Below are 17,996 nucleotides of genomic sequence, written 5' to 3'. Positions count from 1 at the left end.
CCCCAGTCCCCAGTCTTAAACTTATGTCTATAGCTGACTACCCCAACCCAAAACCCTTTGTCTATTCTCGGACTACAGTAGAAAGAGCCGAGCGATCGCTGATTTGTTCTCCCTTCAAACTGGCATTATTTGTGGTGATGCAAACTCAAAGTGTCCCCGTGAGTGCGATCGCCATGGAAAATGGTGTCAAACAAGGTTATACCCAACGTCCCTTATCAGAATTAGCCTGTGATAATGATTTAAACTGGCTAATTCAAGTGGGAGTATTAAGAAGAGAAGTAGATGGACAAGGAATTACAGATAGTTTTCGTCTCACACCCTTGGGATATCAGTTATTGGAAAAACTACAGCGACAAGAATTACCCACACCAACATTGAACGATCGCTTCTATGATGCCCTGATTCGTTGGTTTCGACTACCTTTTTAGTAGGGTGTGGGGTGTGGGGTGTGGGGTGTAGGGTGTAGGGTGTAGGGTGAAAAAAAGACATTTCCTTCTGACCTCTGTCATATACCTTTTGCCTTTTTTCGTATTTTCCCTGACACAATATATTTTGACTGAAACATTGACAAGCTAAGTAAAGCAAGTCAAAGTGAACTAAAGATGTAAAGGTGTAGAGTGCGGGATCAGACGGGATCAGAATTTTTCCCTATTCCCTGTCACCTGTCACCTGTCACCTGACACCTGTCACCTGTCACCTGTCACCTGTTCCCTATTCCCTATTCCCTATTCCCTGAATTATGAAATCAATTATGGTTGTGGGGACAACATCCCACGCAGGAAAATCACTAATTACCACAGCTATTTGTCGGATTTTGTCACGTCGCGGATGGCGAGTAACACCATTTAAAGGTCAGAATATGGCTTTAAATGCCTATGTTACTGCCAGTGGTGGAGAAATGGGTTATGCCCAGGCCGTACAAGCTTGGGCGGCGGGAGTAGCCCCCTCGGTAGACATGAACCCAATTTTGCTCAAACCCCAAGGGGATATGACTTCTCAAGTCATTCTTAAAGGCAAACCTGTTGGTAAAGTTAGCGCCACAGATTATTATGAGCAGTATTTTGATATCGGTTGGCGAAGCATTGAAGAAAGCTTACAGAATTTAAAAACAGAATTTGATGTTGTGGTTTGTGAAGGTGCAGGTAGTCCAGCAGAGATTAACCTCAAACACCGCGACTTGACGAATATGAGAGTAGCAAAATATTTAAATGCTCCCACTCTATTGGTAGTTGATATTGACCGAGGGGGTGCTTTTGCTCATGTAGTAGGTACTCTAGAATTACTAGAACCAGAAGAACGGCAATTAATTAAAGGTGTAGTCATCAACAAATTTCGGGGACAGCGGTCAATTCTCGAACCAGGGATTAAATGGTTAGAAGAACGTACAGGTATTCCTGTAGTTGGTGTTATCCCCTATTTGGAACAAGTATTTCCCGCTGAAGACTCTTTGGATTTACTAGAACGCAGATACCATAAAACCCACGCTGAACTAAATATTGCGGTGATTCGTTTACCCAGAATTGCCAATTTTACAGACTTTGACCCGCTAGAATCTGAACCTACAGTTTCCGTAAAATATCTGAGTCCTAAGCAGGATTTAGGACATCCAGATGCAGTAATTATACCAGGCACAAAAACTACTGTTGCCGATTTAATTATGCTGCAAAAAAGCGGTATGGCAGAAGCAATCCAACATTATGCAGCTTCTGGAGGAACAGTTTTAGGCATTTGTGGTGGCTTTCAAATGCTAGGTCAAATTGTTGCTGACCCAGAGGGAGTAGAGGGACAAGCTGGTAGATATCAGGGGTTAAATCTGTTACCTATTAAAACTGTGATTACAGGACAGAAAATAGCTCGTCAGCGGCAAGTAACTTCTAATTTTCCGCAAATGGGCTTACCAGTGAATGGGTTTGAAATTCATCAAGGGCGATCGCGCGTAGAACAACCAACAGATAAAGTCATCTGTCAACCGCTATTTGATGATGCTAATTTAGGCTTAGTAGATAATTGTCAATCTGTTTGGGGAACTTATCTGCATGGAATATTTGATAATGGCCCTTGGCGACGGGCTTGGATCAATCGCCTTCGTCAACAGCGGGGTTTAAAATCCTTACCGACAGGTGTTGCTAACTATCGAGATCAGCGAGAACTGATCCTGGACTCTTTAGCCACCGAAATTGAAAGCCATTTAAATTTAACTCCGTTTTTATAATAGGTGACAGGTGACAGGAAGAAGCAGGGGAGCAGGGAGTAGGGAACAGGGGGAGAATAAATGAGTGACCAATGAATGCCCAATGCCCAATGCCCAATGCCCCATACCCAATGACTAATTATCAATTACCAATGACTATTAACATCCGTTTTTTACCAGATAATATCAGTGTTGAAGCTGAAGTAGGAGAATCCCTATTAGATGTAGCAGATAGGGCAGGGGTATTAATTCCTACAGGTTGTTTGATGGGAACTTGTCACGCTTGTACAGTAGAACTGGATGATGGAGAAGTCATCCGTGCTTGCATTACACCAGTTCCACCAGGAAAGGAGGAATTAACTATACATCTATTTACTGATCCCACTTGGTAGCAACAATTTAAAACTCAAACATTAACTATTGACTTACTTTATTGAGAATGAATAAACTTTCATCTCCGCCTCGTCCAATCCTTAATGTTTCATCTAAATAAGTGATGTCAAGAGTAGCAACTCTGCCTTGAGGATTATTAGCAGCTACAACTTTAAATGGATTTAGTTGCGGTGTGTCAATACCCGCAATTTTTTCAATTGCTAAATAACGTTTATCAAAATCAACATTAATACGTTTATCGACTAGTCCTGATGTATCTAAAGCAGGTTCAAAACTAGCCGTTACTTTTACATATCCTGATATTAGTTTCAGAGGATGTTGCACTTGAGCTAGGTTAAAAAAAAGTTTATCTTTAACATTAATTACTTGAAAAACTTTGCCTATTTTTAAACCAAAGGGTAAGGAATCTAAAGCACGGATTTCTCTGGCGGTTGAGTATTGCAGTTGCCAAGTCCCATCTAATAAAGCAATAGCATGAACGAGAGGTTGAGGATGAGGATTGAAACTTTCTAGGGTTGTTGTAATTTCTTCTATTTCTGCCACTAAAGTTTTATCCAACTTCAGATTAGTAACAGGAGAACCATTTGCTTGAGGTTGAATCTGCTTGAGTTTGGCTTGTAGTTTTTCTTTCCAGATTTGGTTATTCATTGGACACAATAGTTGTAAAATTAACTGAAAAGACTTTAACCAAATAATTGCTAATAGCTACTATATTGTTTAATCTTTAATCAAGTACCAAAAATATTAAATCATTAATATTTACCATATTTTCAATGACTTCTACAAACTATTGGTTAATGAAATCCGAACCGGAAGTTTATAGCATCACTGACTTGCAACAACAGGGTGAGACTATTTGGGACGGTGTGCGTAATTATCAAGCTCGTAATTTTTTGCGTCAAATGCAATTGGGGGATTTAGCTTTTTTCTACCATTCTAATACTAATCCTCCCGGCATTGTGGGGTTAATGCGTGTGGTCAAAACAGGTATTCCTGACCCAACACAATTTGATCCAAAGAGTAAATATTATGACCCGAAATCAAGTCCTGAATCTCCCCGCTGGCAAACAGTAGCAGTTCAATTTGTGGAGATTTTTCCTCAACCCATTACACTATCAACACTCAAAGAGAAATTTAGTTCTGATGAGTTAGTTTTAGTTAGGCCAGGAAATCGTTTATCAGTAATGCCAATATCTTTAGCAGTAGCTCAAAAAATACTAAACTGATTAACGAGGATGTTTTAAAATCTGAATTTTCTTAATAACAGGTGACAGGTGACGATGCTCAAAGCCTTTTAGTGTTTAGGTTTTAGTTTTGGTTCATGTCCTAACTGTTTCGTCTACAGCTATATAGAAATTCCCATTCAAGTGAGGTAGAAGCAGTAATTATTAAACGCAGATGGACGCAGATAGACGCAGATAATTTTGTACTTCATTAGACGAGGAAATGCTGTTTTTATCATTTAAACTGAAATTAAGTGATTTGAACTATTTACTTTTCCATTTAAAAAACCATACCATTCATCTAAACCAGCACCAGTAGTTGCAGAAACTTGGAAGATTTGAATTTGTGGGTTTACCTGTTTTGCATATTCAATACAACGTTGCACATCAAACTGGAGATAGGGTAATAAATCAATTTTTGTAAGAATCATGATTTCACTAGCACGGAAAATATGAGGATATTTAATCGGTTTATCTTCCCCTTCCGTCACAGAAAGAATTACAACTTTTGCCTGTTCTCCTAAATCAAATAAAGCTGGACAAACCAAATTACCCACATTTTCAATCATCACCACAGAATTTAATGGTGGGTTGAGTTCCTGTAAACCCCTTTCTATCATTGATGCGTCTAAATGACAGCCTGTTCCGGTATTAATTTGTACAACTTTACAGCCTGTTGCTTTAATTTTCTCTGCGTCATTGGTAGTTTCTTGATCACCTTCAATCACACTAATAGTTAATTTATCTTTTAAATCATTAATTGTGCGAGTTAATAATGTGGTTTTCCCAGCACCGGGAGAACTCATTAAATTTAAAGCCAGGATATTTCTACCTTTGAACCAACCGCGATTTTGGGCAGCTAATAAATTATTTTTACCTAAAATTTCTTGTTCTAAAGATATTGTTGTATTATGAACCTTTGCGTGTATATTTGCAGGTTCTTCATGGTGATGGGAATGGGTAATTACAGTCCCATCTGGTAAAGTATGAGTGTGGTGATGTTCATTTTCCATGTTTGTAATTGTTGTTTCGTTATCATCAGAACATCCGCAGGTTACACACATAACTCCTCCACTTCTATTTCTTTGATATTTAACTCTTCACCCGTGATTAAATCCAATTTAACACTACCACATTCACAGATGCCAAAGGGTTTATCTACATAAAATGTAGCACCACATTCACGACATCTTGCCATTCCGGGTATTTCTAATATTTCTAATATTGCATCTTCTACTATTGTACCTTTAGCACAAATATCAAAGCAGAATTTAATGGCTTCGGGCATGATGGCGGAAAGTTTGCCAATTTCTAATAATACTCGTTGGACTTTCTTTCTTTGGGCGTGTTCGCTGACGATAGCGATGATGTTTTGAGTTATTCCTAGTTCGTGCATTTTTAGGTGACAGTTGACAGGTGACAGGTGACAGTAAGAAGGAAATAGGTAATAGTGAAAATAACTAATAACTAATGGCTAAACTAACATATTCTTGGAAGTTGATCTCCTACTAACATATCAACTATTCTTTCTGCACCAAAGGCGGTTTTTAGGAGGACTATTCCTGGTGGAGTGGGGATAATTTCACCAATGATAGAAGCTTGTTTTCCTGTGGGGTGGTTTTTCATGGTTGATAAAATTAGTTCGGCTTTTTCTTTGGGTGCAACTATTACTAATTTTCCTTCGTTGGCTAAATATAGCGGATCTAAACCGAGTATTTCACAAACTCCATTTACTTCTTCTCGCACAGGAATGGCGCTTTCATTGATGCGTATTCCTACATTAGCAGTTTGGGAAAATTCATTTAATACTGTAGCTAAACCTCCTCTAGTGGCATCTCTCATGGCGTGAATTTCTGGGCAAATATTGATAATTTCGGCTACTAATTCATGTAATGGTTGACAGTCACTTTCTATATCTGTTTCTAGTTCCAATTCTCCTCTAGCAATTAAAATTGCAGTACCATGATTTCCTATTTCTCCATTAATAATTACTACGTCTCCTGGTTGAATATTGCGGGGAGAAATATCAATATTTGGGGGAATAATCCCAATGCCGGCGGTGTTAATAAATAGTTTATCTGCACAGCCACGATGAACAACTTTTGTATCTCCTGTGACTATTTGTACTCCGGCTTTTTGCGCTGCGGTTTGCATACTAGAAACAACTTTTCGCAATGTTTCCAGGGGTAAACCTTCTTCTAATATCATGCTACAGGTAAGATATAAAGGTTTTGCACCACTAACAGCTAAATCGTTGATTGTACCATTAACTGCTAATTCTCCTATATCTGAACCTGGGAAAAATAAGGGATCTACAACATAGGAATCTGTGGTAAAAGCTAACCTATTTCCTAATTTTGCAAATTGCGATAAATCAAAACTGGCCTGGTCTTCCAATTGAGAAAGAATAGGATTATCAAAACTTTTGACAAATACATCATCAATTAAATCTCGCATAGCTTTACCACCACTACCATGCGCGAGATTAATATGTGTATCCCGAATTTTACCTTGGCGACGACGGACTGATTCTATTTTTTGAAAGAGAGGGTTTTGAGATTCTTGATTATTATAAATTGTCATTTTAAATTTATTGGTAATTACATCTAAAAATAATTGTGTCTTTTCTTTACATCTTTGCTAGAAACATTTTAACAGGTGCGTTACGATAACGCTAACGCACCCTACAAATTACCTACCAGTTTCTTCGTGTCTACCGGCGTGTTTATCGGAATGTAAAACGCCGCCAACTGCCCAATTATCTCGTTCAAATTCATCAATATGGACAGTTATCCATTCCGGTTTTGTGCCTAGGGCAGAAACTAAAGCATCAGTGACTGCTTGTGCTAGTTTCCGCTTCTTTTCTATGGAGTGACCTTTGGCAATTTGTACGGTGACATAAGGCATATAAATTTCCTCAAAATGTACAATTATCTAGCCCAGAGGAATAGGAACTTTCGTTTTTTTGGCCATAGTTGAAAGTCGCCCATATTTATAATATGCTGCACAAGCACCTTCGGAGGAAACCATACAAGCACCGATAGGATTTTCTGGTGTGCAAGCTGTTCCAAAGACTTTACATTGCCAAGGTTTTAAAACTCCTTTAAGAATTTCTCCACATTGACAGGCTTTATGATCTGCTATTTTTAAGTTAGGAATTGTAAATTTAGCTTCCGCATCAAATTGGGCGTATTCTTCCCGAATTTTAAAACCGGAGTTGGGTATTTCTCCTAAACCACGCCATTCAAATTTTTCTCGCACTGTAAAAACTTGATTCATTGCTTTTAATGCGTTTTTATTGCCGGCTGGTTCAACTAACCGATTATATTGATTTTCAACTTGACAACGATTTTCTACTATTTGTTTTAATAACATCCAAATTGATTGGAATATGTCCAAAGGTTCAAAGCCAGAAATAACGATGGGTTTATAATATTCTTGGGCAATAAATTGGTAAGGTTCTGTTCCTATCACCATGCTGACATGACCTGGACCAACAAAACCATCGAGTTGTAAATCTGGGTTTTCTAATAATGCTTGCAGGGCGGGAATAACTAATACATGATTGGAAAACATACTAAAGTTAGTGATGTTTTCTGCTGCTGCTTGGAGGATGGTGAAGGCGGTACTAGGGGCGGTGGTTTCAAAGCCTAAACCAAAGAATACTATTTCTTTCTCTGGGTTTTCTTTAGCAATTTTGAGGCTATCCAAGGGTGAGTAAACCATGCGAATATCGGCACCTTGGGCTTTGGCTTGCAAAAGGCTAGTTTTTGAACCAGGTACGCGCATTGCGTCGCCAAAGGTGGTAAAGATAATATTGGGGTTTTGACAAAGTGCGATCGCATCATCTATCCTACCTTTGGGCATGACGCATACTGGACAGCCAGGCCCATGAATTAATTCAATATTATCAGGTAATATTTCTTCGATTCCGTATTTGAAAATTGAATGGGTATGTCCGCCGCATACTTCCATTATTTTTAGATGTTTGTCTATTTGGCGGCTGAGTTTTTCTATTTCTTTTTGTAAGGCTTGGGCTTTTTCTGGGTTGCGAAATTCGTCTACATATTTCATATCAATTTTAGATTTTAGATTTTGTATTAGCAAAAAGCAGTATAAGTTAAACGCAGATGAACGCAGATAAACGCAGATGATTTTAGTTATTGCAAGGCGGCTAGTTCTTGGAGAAGTTGTAATGTTTCGGCGGCTTCTTGTTCGTTAATTCTATTCATAGCAAAACCGACGTGAACGAGTACCCAGTCTCCTATACATTTTTCGGGTGGGTGTTGTTCATCAACTATGCAAGCTATGTTTACTTGGCGTTTTACTCCCCCTACGTTAACCATCGCTAGTTTATGTTCGGGGTTGGTTATTTCAACTATTTGTCCGGGAATTCCTAAGCACATTTTTTATTTTCCTTTTTTAAAATTTACTAACCGCAGAGGCGCAGAGAACACAGAGGTTTTTATATAGGTTGTTGGTTGGATGAAAACATACCGTTATCATAAAAATCAGACACTAAAAGACTTTTAACTCTGTCACCTGTCACCTGTCACCTTTAAGTAATTAGTAGCAGCAATAACGGCTTGTCCTAGTGATAATCCGCCATCGTTTGCAGGTACTATACTATGAGTGAGAACATTTATTTCTATTTTTTGTAAGCGTTTGGTTACTTGTTCTAAAAGAATTTGATTTTGAAATACTCCTCCTGTTAATGCAACTTGATTAAATTCATATTCTTGGGCAAGTTGTTTTACTGTTTTAGTAATTACACTAGCTAAACTGATGTGAAATTTAGCAGCTATTTCTGATGATGAAATTTTCTGCTGGATGTCGTTTAGTATTCCCAACCACATCAGGGCAGGGTCTATACAATAAATATTATCTAATTTTTCAAATTTAAAGAGATAATTTAGAGTTTCTTCATCATTGTTTAAAATATTTACATCTGCTATGGCTTCCATTTCTATGGCTGCTTGTCCTTCATAGCTGCATTCTTCGCGACAAATACCTATGGCGGCTGCAACTGCATCAAATAATCTACCTACTGATGAAGATATTGGTGAATTAATACCTTTATCAATCATCTGATTAAGTAATTTTAGTGGTTTTTGTTCGAAAAAATTGATAATTTCTATTTCAGGATATTGCTGTTTTAATTCTTCCCAATTAAACGCGCTAGTTAATTGGGCATAAGTGTTTCGCCACGGTTGATAAATTGCTTGTTCTCCTCCTATCATGGGTATAGATTTAAATGTGGCTAGGCGCTGGTTTTGATAATAATCTGCTAGTAGAAATTCTCCACCCCATAATGTGCCATCATCACCATATCCTAAACCATCAAAAGCAATTCCTAAACTCGGTTTTGAGTTTAAAGGCATTTGATTCTCTGCAATACAAGCCGCTATATGGGCGTGATGATGTTGATTTTGTTGGAGTGGAATTTGATTAGCTGTTGCTAGTTCTTTACCTAATTTTCCTGATAAATATTCTGGATGTTTATCAATAGCAATAATTTCTTGTTGATGGGCAAATAAGTTTAAATATAAATTTAGAGTATCTTGATAAGCATTAAAAGCAGCGGCGTTTTCTAAATCTCCCAAATGTTGAGAAAGAATAGCTTCACCTTCTCGTAACAAACAAAAGGTGTTTTTCAACTCGCTACCCATTGCTAAAATTGCTGGGACTTTCTCAAATCCTGGTGGTAACATTATCGGTGCAGGTGCATATCCTCTAGCACGTCTGAGAATTTGTAATTTGTCACCGACAACCCGGACAACGGAATCATCTACTCTGTTAACAATATCACGGTTATGTAAAATAAAATAATCTGCTATTTTACCTAATTTATCTTTTGCATCTTCATTATCTATACATTGGGGTTCATCAGAAATATTACCGCTAGTTAAAACTATGGGGCGGTTCATGCGTCTAAGAATTAAATGATGTAAAGGAGTATAAGGTAGCATAAACCCCAGGGTATTTTGACCTGGTGCAACTGAATCAGCTACTTTATTTTCTGCTTTTAGTTTTAATAAAACAATGGGTGCAGCAGGACTGGTTAATAAAGATTTTTCTTGATCATTAATTTGACAATATTCACTAATTATATTGATATCTCTTGCCATCAAAGCAAAAGGTTTATGATAACGTCTTTTTCGTTCTCTTAATTTTTTCACCGCCGTTTCTTGAGTTGCATCACAAGCTAAATGAATCCCACCCAAACCCTTAATAGCAACAATTTCACCCTTTTGTAATAAAGTACAAACAGCATCTACATCATCCAACATCGAGAACATATCAGCAATAACTGGTTTACCATCAGCACGTTCTAACCAAGCACGAGGACCACAATTAAAACACGCCACAGGTTGGGCATGAAAACGCCGATTTTCCACATCTTGATATTCTTCCTCACATTCTCCACATATCGGAAACTTCACCATGCTAGTGTTATTTCTATCGTAGGGAATAGCGCGAATAATACTCAAACGTGGTCCGCAGTGCGTACAATTAGTAAAAGGATAACGAAAATAACGACTAAAAGGATCAAAAATTTCCTTTTGACATTGGGGACAAGTCGCAGCATCAGGAGCAATTTCCGTTTTTATATTATTATTAACACTGTGAGAAATCACAAAATCATCAAAATCAAACTCACCCAAATATTCACTTCTTACCAACTCATTAATTTTCGCCAAAGGCGGACATTCTGCATATAACCTATCTACAAATTCCGTAATTTTTTCCTCACTCCCAGAAACACGAATTAAAACCCCCTCCCCATCATTACAAACATCACCCTTCAAACCACAACTTTTCGCCAAACGATACACCGTCGGACGAAAACCCACACCTTGAACAGTACCACGAACCCTAATCTCTTCTCTTATCATCTTTGCGCCTTTGCGTCTTTGCGTGACGTGAGATAATTCTAATGCTTTGGGCGGGTAAGATGCCCACCTCACAATAAGATTAAAATTACCAAATCAAAACCCGATTATTACCAGAATCAGAAATTACCATATTTTCACCACAAACCTTAACCCCATAACACCAATTTAAACTTTCCCTAGTTGGTAAACCAAAATTCTTATTTTCACTCTTACTCGTAAAACTATCTTGACCTAAAATTCCATCAGCATCTGCACCCTGTAATAAAAAAATAGATTCTCGTTTCTTCCATCCTAGCAACCGAGAATTAGCTGTATCTGCAACTATTAACCAATCTCCCACAGCATCTACTCCATAAGGCATACTTAAACTACTACGATTAGGAAAATAAACACCTTGATTTAATTCCACAAAATTAAAGTTTTTTTGCCCTAAAATTACCGCACAAGGGGCATTATTTTCTGTTGGTATTCCCTCCCAAATCATTACTCGGTTATTACCCGCATCGGTAACAACTAAATGATGATCCCAAAGAGTAATATCATGACACCAACGCATACTGGAAGCTGTGGGAGAACCTCCTCCATTTTCATTGCGCGATATCATGTCTGGTTGTCCCAAAACTATATCTGCTGGTTGTCCATTTTCTGTGGGAAATTGATTCCAAATTAATAAACGCCTGTTGCCAGTATCAGCTACAAATAACTTACCTTGATGATAGAAAACACTATAGGGCCAATGTAAAGTATTTGCTGCTGGTTGTTGACTTCCTCGGTTATGTTCGTTCTCAATAAAATTAACTTGTCCTAATACTAAATCTGCGGGAATGTTGCTATCTTCTGGTACATGATGCCAAATTAAAATGCGATGATTCCAAGCATCGGCAACTGCTAAACCTTGACCACATTTACAAATACCTGTAGGCACACTAAATGTAGATTTTCCTGGTGTACCTTTGGCGTTTTGTCCTTCATGATAAAAGTCGGGTTGTCCTATTACCCAGTCAGCAGGTTGATTATCTTTTGTGGGTAAATTACGCCATCCCAATAACCGATGATGTCCTGTATCTGATACCCACAGTGGTCCGGTTGGTGATATTAAACAAGCCGCACGGGGTCCAAACATTGTTGAGGGAGTTGGTGCAAGAGGTATGGCTATTTGTTCAAGTGTGGTAGCGTTTCCTAAGATTATTTCTGCACCGTTGCAAGATAGGGGTAAATGGTTTGGAATGTTGGGTATAAAATTCATTATTTATCTCACGCAGAGGCGCAAAGACGCAAAGAGAATAATAGGGTTTTTAGTGGTTTAATTATTTAAGAATATTTGTGGATGTAAATATGTAGTGATCATGGCAAGTTTTAACTTGTAAGTCAAATGTGACTAAATACTGTTCGGTTAAGAGTATTTTTAGGTTGAGTTAAGCAACAGCGTAACCGAACAAAAGTCCGTAAATGTTGGGTTTCCTCATGTCAAATGCCATTCACCACAAGCCGGGAAACCCGTCCAAGACAATGGCTTCCCAACCTACCTGATTTAATGTTTTGAGTTTAACCGACAAGTATTCATCTGACAGAAGGGTCAATGAAAATTATCGTCCTGTCCCAATAGCTACAAGAATTCTAATGTTAACAGCGTGAATTTTTTCAGCACCCGTATTGCATATTGCAACAAAAGGTTATAAATTGTTAATTTATAGGGGAATAATTTAATTAGCAGTTTCCAATAGTCGATCCTAGTCTAATCAACAAACTTCAACGGATCTAAACTCCACACGACCCTTAAACAGGAATCAGGATAGGCTTTTGTTTAGTCAAGCAAAGTCCCGAAGTTTTTAATGGGGCTATACCGGAGATAAAAACCTATTCTCATTTAACTGTTTTGAGGTTAATTTTTATGAAAGGATGTGAATAAACAGAAAACTGGAATTCACGACAAAATAATTCATCACCAGCCAATTAATCATCAATTAATTTGCTAATATGCAAAAGTTACAAGTGTGAGTTTTTGATGATTGTTTGATGATTTGTATTTTGCTATTTTACAAATTAGGTGTGGAAGAAGACAAGAGGTAAAAAGTAAAAGGTAAAAGGTGATAAAAAATAATTTTCTTATTCCCCTGTACCCTATACCCTTGTCATCTTGAAAATAGCGAAGAAAATAATAAATACAGGCGCATCTACCACCAATTTACTATCTAAATGGAGTTATTCTGGCGATGCAACTAAATGAATTAAGCACAAATGAAAATATAGAGAAAGAGGCGTGGCAAGCACTAGAAAATTCAATTCTCTACTATAAAGGTCTTCCTATTGGAACTGTGGCGGCTTATGATCCATCTGTAGAAGCTTTGAATTATGACCAGTGTTTTATCAGAGATTTTGTTTCTTCTGCCCTCATTTTTCTGATTAAAGGGAGAACAGATATTGTTAGAAATTTCCTAGAAGAAACATTAAAGTTACAGCCGAAAGAAAAGGCGTTAGATGCCTATAAACCAGGTAGGGGATTAATTCCAGCCAGCTTTAAAGTTGTCACTATCAATGGGGAAGAACATTTAGAAGCTGATTTTGGTGAACACGCTATAGCTAGAGTCACACCTGTTGATTCTTGTTTATGGTGGCTGATTTTATTACGTGCTTATGTAGTTGCTACTAATGATCCTTCCCTAGCTTATCAAGCGGAATTTCAAACAGGTATCAGGTTAATTATGGATATCTGTTTGGCTAATCGTTTTGATATGTACCCAACGCTATTAGTTCCCGATGGCGCGTGTATGATAGATAGACGCATGGGTATTTATGGGCATCCTCTAGAAATTCAAGTTCTATTTTTTGCGGCTTTACGTGCAGCAAGAGAACTATTAATTTGTGAAGGTAATCAAGATATTATCGAAGCAATTGATAATCGCTTACCTTTATTATGTGGTCATATTCGTCAGCATTATTGGATAGATATTAATCGTCTGAATGCAATTTATCGCTTTAAAGGTGAAGAATACGGAAAAACTGCTGTAAATCTTTTCAATATTTATGCAGATTCTTTACCTTATTATGACTTAGATAAATGGCTACCTAAAAAAGGTGGTTATTTTGCCGGAAATGTCGGACCATCACAGATGGATACTCGGTTCTTCACTCTCGGAAATTTAATGGCTGTAATTTGTGATTTATCGACAGAAGAACAGTCTCAAGCAATTATTAATCTCATTGAAAAAAGATGGGAAGATTTAGTGGGAGATATGCCCATGAAAATCTGTTATCCTGCTTTACAAGGTGAAGAATATCGAGTTGTCACAGGATGCGATCCGAAAAATATCCCTTGGTCCTATCATAATGCCGGCAGTTGGCCTGTTTTAATGTGGATGTTAGCAGCAGCAGCAGTGAAAACCAAGAAACCACATTTAGCAACAAAAGCCCTTGAAATTGCTAAAGCTAGACTGAGTGAAGATGAATGGCCAGAATATTACGATGGGAAAAAAGGTAGATTAATTGGTAAACAAGCGCGGAAATATCAAACCTGGACAATTGCTGGATATTTATTAGCTAAAGAATTAATGGATAATCCTGATTATTTACCATTAGTTAGTTTTGGGAAATTACCTCCAGAAACAATTTCTAGGGCTTGTGAATTTGAAGTTAGGAATTTAGATTCTTATATGAATCTTTAAACCTAATTTTATGTGAAAACCGTAGGGTGGGATGGCTTTAAATAATTCATCCTACGGGAAGCTATCAGGATAATTTTGCCAATGTTGTTGAGGTTGATATTGATTGATATCAATGTTTATGTCTGTGATTAATTTCAGGATTGCTATAGTATTTGTGTACATAATCTACGATTCCGTATGAGCTTTTAACCATTGTTCCAAGTCCTTAATGTCCACAAAATCTAATAATGCTTCTCCCAGGTCTTCTAGTTGTTCTATGGTCAGTTTGTTGATATTTTCAATGTAATTATCGCTCAATTTACCAAATCGCTTAGATAATATCCGCACCAGTAAGTTTGTTGCTTCTTCCTGCTTTGCTTCTTGATATACTCTTGTTTGCTTAATATCACTAACTAAAAACATCGCTTCTATCTCCTGACGGCTTAATTGCGAGAACTTGGACAACAAAACAGTCTCTAATAACTCTATAATACCTTGCCTTTCTCTATCATTGGTAATCTCTGTTTTTGTTCTTTGCATCAAGTTTTGAACTAATTCTGGTGCTTGGGTTTCTTTACTGACAATTAATTCAATTAACCCCATCCCAATTGAACCTGGTTGTATTTCATCTAAATAAATGCGTTTGATTCTCCCACTATCAATTAATTCTTGTTGATAATTAGTTAATTCTGTTACATCTAAACTACGTTTTGCAAACAAAGCTACTGCTTGCCAATCTTGTACAGGTTTATATTGATTGAGATAAATGTTGATTTCAGTAATTAATTCCCAATAAAAATCAGGTTTGGGTTGAAATTGTACTTCTACGAAATAGATGGGTTTTTCTAAACTATCTGGCATGAAAATTCCATCAAAGCGAAAGGCTTTTTCTTTGACTTCTACAGATGTGAAATTATAACCTTCAGCATTTTCTGTGGGTTGTCCCAACAATTCAAATAAAAGGGTGTGAAAGGTGAGAAAGATTTGGTAGAATATTGTATCTGTGTGCATTCTTTATAACAATCAGATTTTATTTGCGTATTAAATAAAAAATATAATAATATAATTGAACCAGCTAGGTCTTCGGTTTCCCTACCAAACTAACGGGAGCATCCCAAATGTGTAAATTTATGTTTATTTAACGAAATCAACGCTCCAAGGCTTTATATGATTGAACCGCAAAGGGCGCAAAGGACACAAAGGTAAGAGATTTTGGGAGATTTTTTAGTGTTGCTGTGGTTATTTTTTCAAAATTGGGATGCTCCCAAACTAACTGGCTCGGTTTTATATTCGGATATAGTCACCCACATCACTGGAATTGAGTTTGGACTCTCTGGTGTACGCTCGATAGAATCCCTCCTATCAATTCTGACTGTAGAGAGTGCTGGCGAGGAAGACCCGAACACAACACGAAAACCGAGATCATTATTCTGATCGCGCGCGTTGTTCCTGTTACGATTCGCCGAACGGCAATTGATAGCATTGTTGTACCAAGAACCGCCCCGTTTAATAACTCAACCCCAAGCTATGTGCCATAAGTTCTAAGACTTATAAACAAGGATAGCCATTTTTAATTTTACAGTTTCTGAATATTAATCAGCGATATCGTTTACAAGTCTTTAACAAATGATTTAGAGGGTGAAAATTGAAAAAAAATTTGATCGCCTGACGGCGAAAAAGAAGGGTAAAGAAAAAAGTGCAGAGGGCAAAAGGGCAAAAGAGCAAAGGGCTAAGAAAGTCCTGGCGAGGAAGACCCGAACACAACACGAAAACCGAGATCATAAGGCTGACCGCGCGCGTAGAGCCTGCGACGATCCGCCAAACGGCAATTGATAGCATAGGTGAACCAAGAACCGCCCCGACATATATAAGCACGATTATCTTCTTTACTTACATTTAATTCTCCCCAAGGTTCATTACCATTGCTTTTTAAATGCGCTGGTTTTTCGCTATATCTGTCATGAAATTCATCCAAGCACCATTCCCAGACATTGCCGTGCATTTGATATAAACCCCAGGCATTGGGCTGGAAACTATCCACATTTACAGTACATTCTCGATATTTACCCTTGGGAGCATCACCGTAAGGATAATTGCCGTCATAGTTGACTTGATCGGTTGTAATAGTCTTCCCAAAGGCAAAGGGCGTGGTTGTACCAGCACGACAGGCATATTCCCATTCCGCCTCTGTAGGCAATCTGACAGCCCGTTGTGTTTGTTTAGATAGCTTTTCACAAAATTCCATTGCTTCGTGCCAGGAAACCCCCACCACAGGCTGTTTATCGCCTTGAAATTTCTTGTCATATTTCTCAGATGGCTTAGTTTTCATCACGGCGTACCATTGGGCATTGGTTACTGCGTATTTTCCCATTAAAAACTCTTGCAGATACACCTCATGCTGTGGAGTAGACCAATCTAACCATCGTTCAGCATTTTCACGTTTTATGCCATATCTCAGGGCATCTTCTAGGGCTATTTGACGTTCTTCTGGTGGCATTCCCATCATAAATTTCCCTGCTGGTACGCGCACCAGTTCTAGAGGTAAGCCTTGACCTAAATCTACAGTTAATTCACGGGTTTTTGCTGCTGCTATTTTCTGTCCCTGTGCTTCTGCTTCTCGACGCTGTTCTAATATATTGGAAGACTGTTTATTTGCTAATCGCTGAAAGGCACGAATTGGCCGCATATCTGTTCCACCTGCTGCCACATTAACCCGCATCCATATCTGAAAAGCTAGAGCAAAATATTCTTCTGCTTCGGCAATTGCGGCCTCGGCTGCTAGTTTATCAATATCACTCAGATTAGCGAACTTAGGCAGTAAAATATAATGCAGTTTTGTAGGAGGTTCTATAGCTGCATAGGGTGTTTGTGTATATTTCTTATGCTTTTGGGTTAATTGGGGAACTTGATCAAGGAGATAGTTATACAAGCGTTCAACAGTTGCACAGTTGCCTTCACCTTGAATTTGCAACCCCTTGAGTAAAACATGGGTAAAAGCCCCTTGTTGAATTTCCTCAATTTCGTAGGAAACCTGATTGGGACTACAGGAATAGAAGGTAATTACACCTTGCTGTTTTTCTTCACCAATTCCCAAACCTGCACTTTTTTCACCAGTGCTGCGACAAGCATCAATAAACAACACTATATTATCTGCGCCACTACGCCGCAAACGTTCTGTTATGTAGGTGATAGAAATTGCAGACTCAGTAATAATGCTAGGATCTCCATCTATAGGTAATAAATAATCTTGTCCTGCGTAGGGCATCCCGTGACCGCTAAAATAAAACCAGAGGGTGTCTCCAGGTTCTAAAAAAGGTGTTTGAAAGGTTTTGTATAAAAATGATTTTAGTGTAGTGTAAGTTGGTTGAGTTTCTCGTGGTGAATCATCACAGAAAAATTTTAAATAATTTGGTTTTACAGATAAATGATGCTGAAAATAATCCCGAACCCTTTCAGCATCAGTTTTTGCATAGTTGAGAGGCTGAATGCCGTTATAATATCCGTTGATGCCAATAACAATAGCGCAATTTTCAGCCATATTTCAGTTAATTTATATCAGTTTGGGGTGATGAACGCTTAAATTTTAACTAGACATCTCCGAAAACTATCAAAGCCGCTTTGTGACTAGCTTACAAACTGCAAAAGAAAGGAT

16 protein-coding genes are annotated in these 17,996 nt (G+C 37.9%); 5 read left to right on the top strand and 11 right to left on the bottom strand.

What is annotated here, in order from left to right:
• Nucleotides 1–23: 23 nt before the first annotated feature.
• The 3 genes from A0J48_RS22590 to A0J48_RS22580 all read left to right on the top strand — a co-directional run bounded on the left by A0J48_RS22590 (nucleotide 24) and on the right by A0J48_RS22580 (nucleotide 2,583).
• On the top strand, nucleotides 24–428 hold the full coding sequence (locus A0J48_RS22590; protein WP_200326833.1) for an Npun_F0494 family protein: 405 nt from the start codon (nucleotides 24–26) through the stop codon (nucleotides 426–428).
• Nucleotides 429–739: 311 nt separating this feature from the next.
• Entirely contained in the window at nucleotides 740–2,212 is a 1,473-nt protein-coding gene (gene cobQ, locus A0J48_RS22585) for a cobyric acid synthase CobQ (RefSeq protein ID WP_200326832.1), read from the top strand.
• A gap of 131 nt (nucleotides 2,213–2,343) precedes the next feature.
• Nucleotides 2,344–2,583 (top strand): 2Fe-2S iron-sulfur cluster-binding protein, encoded by a 240-nt coding sequence (locus A0J48_RS22580; RefSeq protein WP_200326835.1) that lies wholly within the window; start codon nucleotides 2,344–2,346, stop codon nucleotides 2,581–2,583.
• A gap of 25 nt (nucleotides 2,584–2,608) precedes the next feature.
• Here A0J48_RS22580 and A0J48_RS22575 read toward each other — a convergent pair whose 3' ends face one another.
• Nucleotides 2,609–3,232, bottom strand: a complete 624-nt coding sequence (locus A0J48_RS22575; protein ID WP_200326831.1) for a PAP/fibrillin family protein — start codon at nucleotides 3,230–3,232, stop codon at nucleotides 2,609–2,611.
• A 125-nt stretch (nucleotides 3,233–3,357) separates the two neighbouring features.
• Between A0J48_RS22575 and A0J48_RS22570 the strand changes: the two genes are divergently transcribed.
• Nucleotides 3,358–3,810, top strand: coding sequence for an EVE domain-containing protein (locus A0J48_RS22570; RefSeq protein ID WP_325078920.1), 453 nt, complete (start codon nucleotides 3,358–3,360; stop codon nucleotides 3,808–3,810).
• 236 nt (nucleotides 3,811–4,046) lie between these two features.
• On the opposite strand, the gene hypB is transcribed toward A0J48_RS22570, so the two are convergent.
• The 8 genes from hypB to A0J48_RS22530 form a co-directional block, all read right to left on the bottom strand.
• The gene (hypB, locus tag A0J48_RS22565; RefSeq protein WP_200326830.1) at nucleotides 4,047–4,871 is read right to left on the bottom strand and encodes a hydrogenase nickel incorporation protein HypB; all 825 of its coding nucleotides are present in this window, start codon (nucleotides 4,869–4,871) and stop codon (nucleotides 4,047–4,049) included.
• Nucleotides 4,862–5,203, bottom strand: coding sequence for a hydrogenase maturation nickel metallochaperone HypA (gene hypA / locus A0J48_RS22560; protein ID WP_200326829.1), 342 nt, complete (start codon nucleotides 5,201–5,203; stop codon nucleotides 4,862–4,864). The genes hypB and hypA overlap by 10 nt, the downstream gene beginning before the upstream one ends.
• Nucleotides 5,204–5,286: 83 nt before the next feature.
• Entirely contained in the window at nucleotides 5,287–6,390 is a 1,104-nt protein-coding gene (gene hypE / locus A0J48_RS22555; protein ID WP_200326828.1) for a hydrogenase expression/formation protein HypE, read from the bottom strand.
• A 108-nt stretch (nucleotides 6,391–6,498) separates the two neighbouring features.
• The gene (locus A0J48_RS22550; RefSeq protein WP_200326827.1) at nucleotides 6,499–6,714 is read right to left on the bottom strand and encodes a tautomerase family protein; all 216 of its coding nucleotides are present in this window, start codon (nucleotides 6,712–6,714) and stop codon (nucleotides 6,499–6,501) included.
• Between the two features lie 27 nt (nucleotides 6,715–6,741).
• Nucleotides 6,742–7,881: a hydrogenase formation protein HypD gene (gene hypD / locus A0J48_RS22545; protein ID WP_200326826.1), complete on the bottom strand. Its 1,140-nt coding sequence runs from the start codon at nucleotides 7,879–7,881 to the stop codon at nucleotides 6,742–6,744.
• Between the two features lie 86 nt (nucleotides 7,882–7,967).
• Nucleotides 7,968–8,213, bottom strand: coding sequence for a HypC/HybG/HupF family hydrogenase formation chaperone (locus tag A0J48_RS22540; RefSeq protein ID WP_200326825.1), 246 nt, complete (start codon nucleotides 8,211–8,213; stop codon nucleotides 7,968–7,970).
• 132 nt (nucleotides 8,214–8,345) lie between these two features.
• A complete protein-coding gene (gene hypF, locus A0J48_RS22535; RefSeq protein ID WP_200326824.1) occupies nucleotides 8,346–10,703 on the bottom strand; it encodes a carbamoyltransferase HypF in 2,358 nt (785 codons plus the stop codon).
• A gap of 85 nt (nucleotides 10,704–10,788) precedes the next feature.
• Nucleotides 10,789–11,949, bottom strand: a complete 1,161-nt coding sequence (locus A0J48_RS22530; RefSeq protein WP_200326823.1) for an NHL repeat-containing protein — start codon at nucleotides 11,947–11,949, stop codon at nucleotides 10,789–10,791.
• Nucleotides 11,950–12,916: 967 nt separating this feature from the next.
• Between A0J48_RS22530 and A0J48_RS22525 the strand changes: the two genes are divergently transcribed.
• Nucleotides 12,917–14,365, top strand: a complete 1,449-nt coding sequence (locus A0J48_RS22525) for a glycoside hydrolase 100 family protein (RefSeq protein WP_200326822.1) — start codon at nucleotides 12,917–12,919, stop codon at nucleotides 14,363–14,365.
• A 165-nt stretch (nucleotides 14,366–14,530) separates the two neighbouring features.
• Here A0J48_RS22525 and A0J48_RS22520 read toward each other — a convergent pair whose 3' ends face one another.
• Nucleotides 14,531–15,355, bottom strand: coding sequence for a DUF2887 domain-containing protein (locus tag A0J48_RS22520; RefSeq protein WP_200326821.1), 825 nt, complete (start codon nucleotides 15,353–15,355; stop codon nucleotides 14,531–14,533).
• A gap of 718 nt (nucleotides 15,356–16,073) precedes the next feature.
• Entirely contained in the window at nucleotides 16,074–17,882 is a 1,809-nt protein-coding gene (locus A0J48_RS22515) for an SUMF1/EgtB/PvdO family nonheme iron enzyme (RefSeq protein ID WP_200326820.1), read from the bottom strand.
• Nucleotides 17,883–17,996 lie beyond the last annotated feature (114 nt).

It is taken from the genome of Sphaerospermopsis aphanizomenoides BCCUSP55 (assembly GCF_001586785.1).
Taxonomy (GTDB): Bacteria; Cyanobacteriota; Cyanobacteriia; order Cyanobacteriales; family Nostocaceae; genus Sphaerospermopsis_A; species Sphaerospermopsis_A aphanizomenoides_A.
Note: the sequence above shows the minus strand (reverse complement) of the source record. Positions and strands in the feature narration are given on the sequence as shown.

What these genes read in the sequence shown, in the direction of transcription:
- hypA (WP_200326829.1), bottom strand. Translation starts at nt 5,203, where the DNA reads ATGCACGAACTAGGAATAACTCAAAACATCATCGCTATCGTCAGCGAA.
- A0J48_RS22590 (WP_200326833.1), top strand. Translation starts at nt 24, where the DNA reads ATGTCTATAGCTGACTACCCCAACCCAAAACCCTTTGTCTATTCTCGG.
- A0J48_RS22520 (WP_200326821.1), bottom strand. Translation starts at nt 15,355, where the DNA reads ATGCACACAGATACAATATTCTACCAAATCTTTCTCACCTTTCACACC.
- hypB (WP_200326830.1), bottom strand. Translation starts at nt 4,871, where the DNA reads ATGTGTGTAACCTGCGGATGTTCTGATGATAACGAAACAACAATTACA.
- A0J48_RS22525 (WP_200326822.1), top strand. Translation starts at nt 12,917, where the DNA reads ATGCAACTAAATGAATTAAGCACAAATGAAAATATAGAGAAAGAGGCG.
- cobQ (WP_200326832.1), top strand. Translation starts at nt 740, where the DNA reads ATGAAATCAATTATGGTTGTGGGGACAACATCCCACGCAGGAAAATCA.
- A0J48_RS22550 (WP_200326827.1), bottom strand. Translation starts at nt 6,714, where the DNA reads ATGCCTTATGTCACCGTACAAATTGCCAAAGGTCACTCCATAGAAAAG.
- A0J48_RS22540 (WP_200326825.1), bottom strand. Translation starts at nt 8,213, where the DNA reads ATGTGCTTAGGAATTCCCGGACAAATAGTTGAAATAACCAACCCCGAA.
- hypD (WP_200326826.1), bottom strand. Translation starts at nt 7,881, where the DNA reads ATGAAATATGTAGACGAATTTCGCAACCCAGAAAAAGCCCAAGCCTTA.
- A0J48_RS22515 (WP_200326820.1), bottom strand. Translation starts at nt 17,882, where the DNA reads ATGGCTGAAAATTGCGCTATTGTTATTGGCATCAACGGATATTATAAC.
- hypF (WP_200326824.1), bottom strand. Translation starts at nt 10,703, where the DNA reads ATGATAAGAGAAGAGATTAGGGTTCGTGGTACTGTTCAAGGTGTGGGT.
- A0J48_RS22570 (WP_325078920.1), top strand. Translation starts at nt 3,358, where the DNA reads ATGACTTCTACAAACTATTGGTTAATGAAATCCGAACCGGAAGTTTAT.
- A0J48_RS22580 (WP_200326835.1), top strand. Translation starts at nt 2,344, where the DNA reads ATGACTATTAACATCCGTTTTTTACCAGATAATATCAGTGTTGAAGCT.
- A0J48_RS22530 (WP_200326823.1), bottom strand. Translation starts at nt 11,949, where the DNA reads ATGAATTTTATACCCAACATTCCAAACCATTTACCCCTATCTTGCAAC.
- A0J48_RS22575 (WP_200326831.1), bottom strand. Translation starts at nt 3,232, where the DNA reads ATGAATAACCAAATCTGGAAAGAAAAACTACAAGCCAAACTCAAGCAG.
- hypE (WP_200326828.1), bottom strand. Translation starts at nt 6,390, where the DNA reads ATGACAATTTATAATAATCAAGAATCTCAAAACCCTCTCTTTCAAAAA.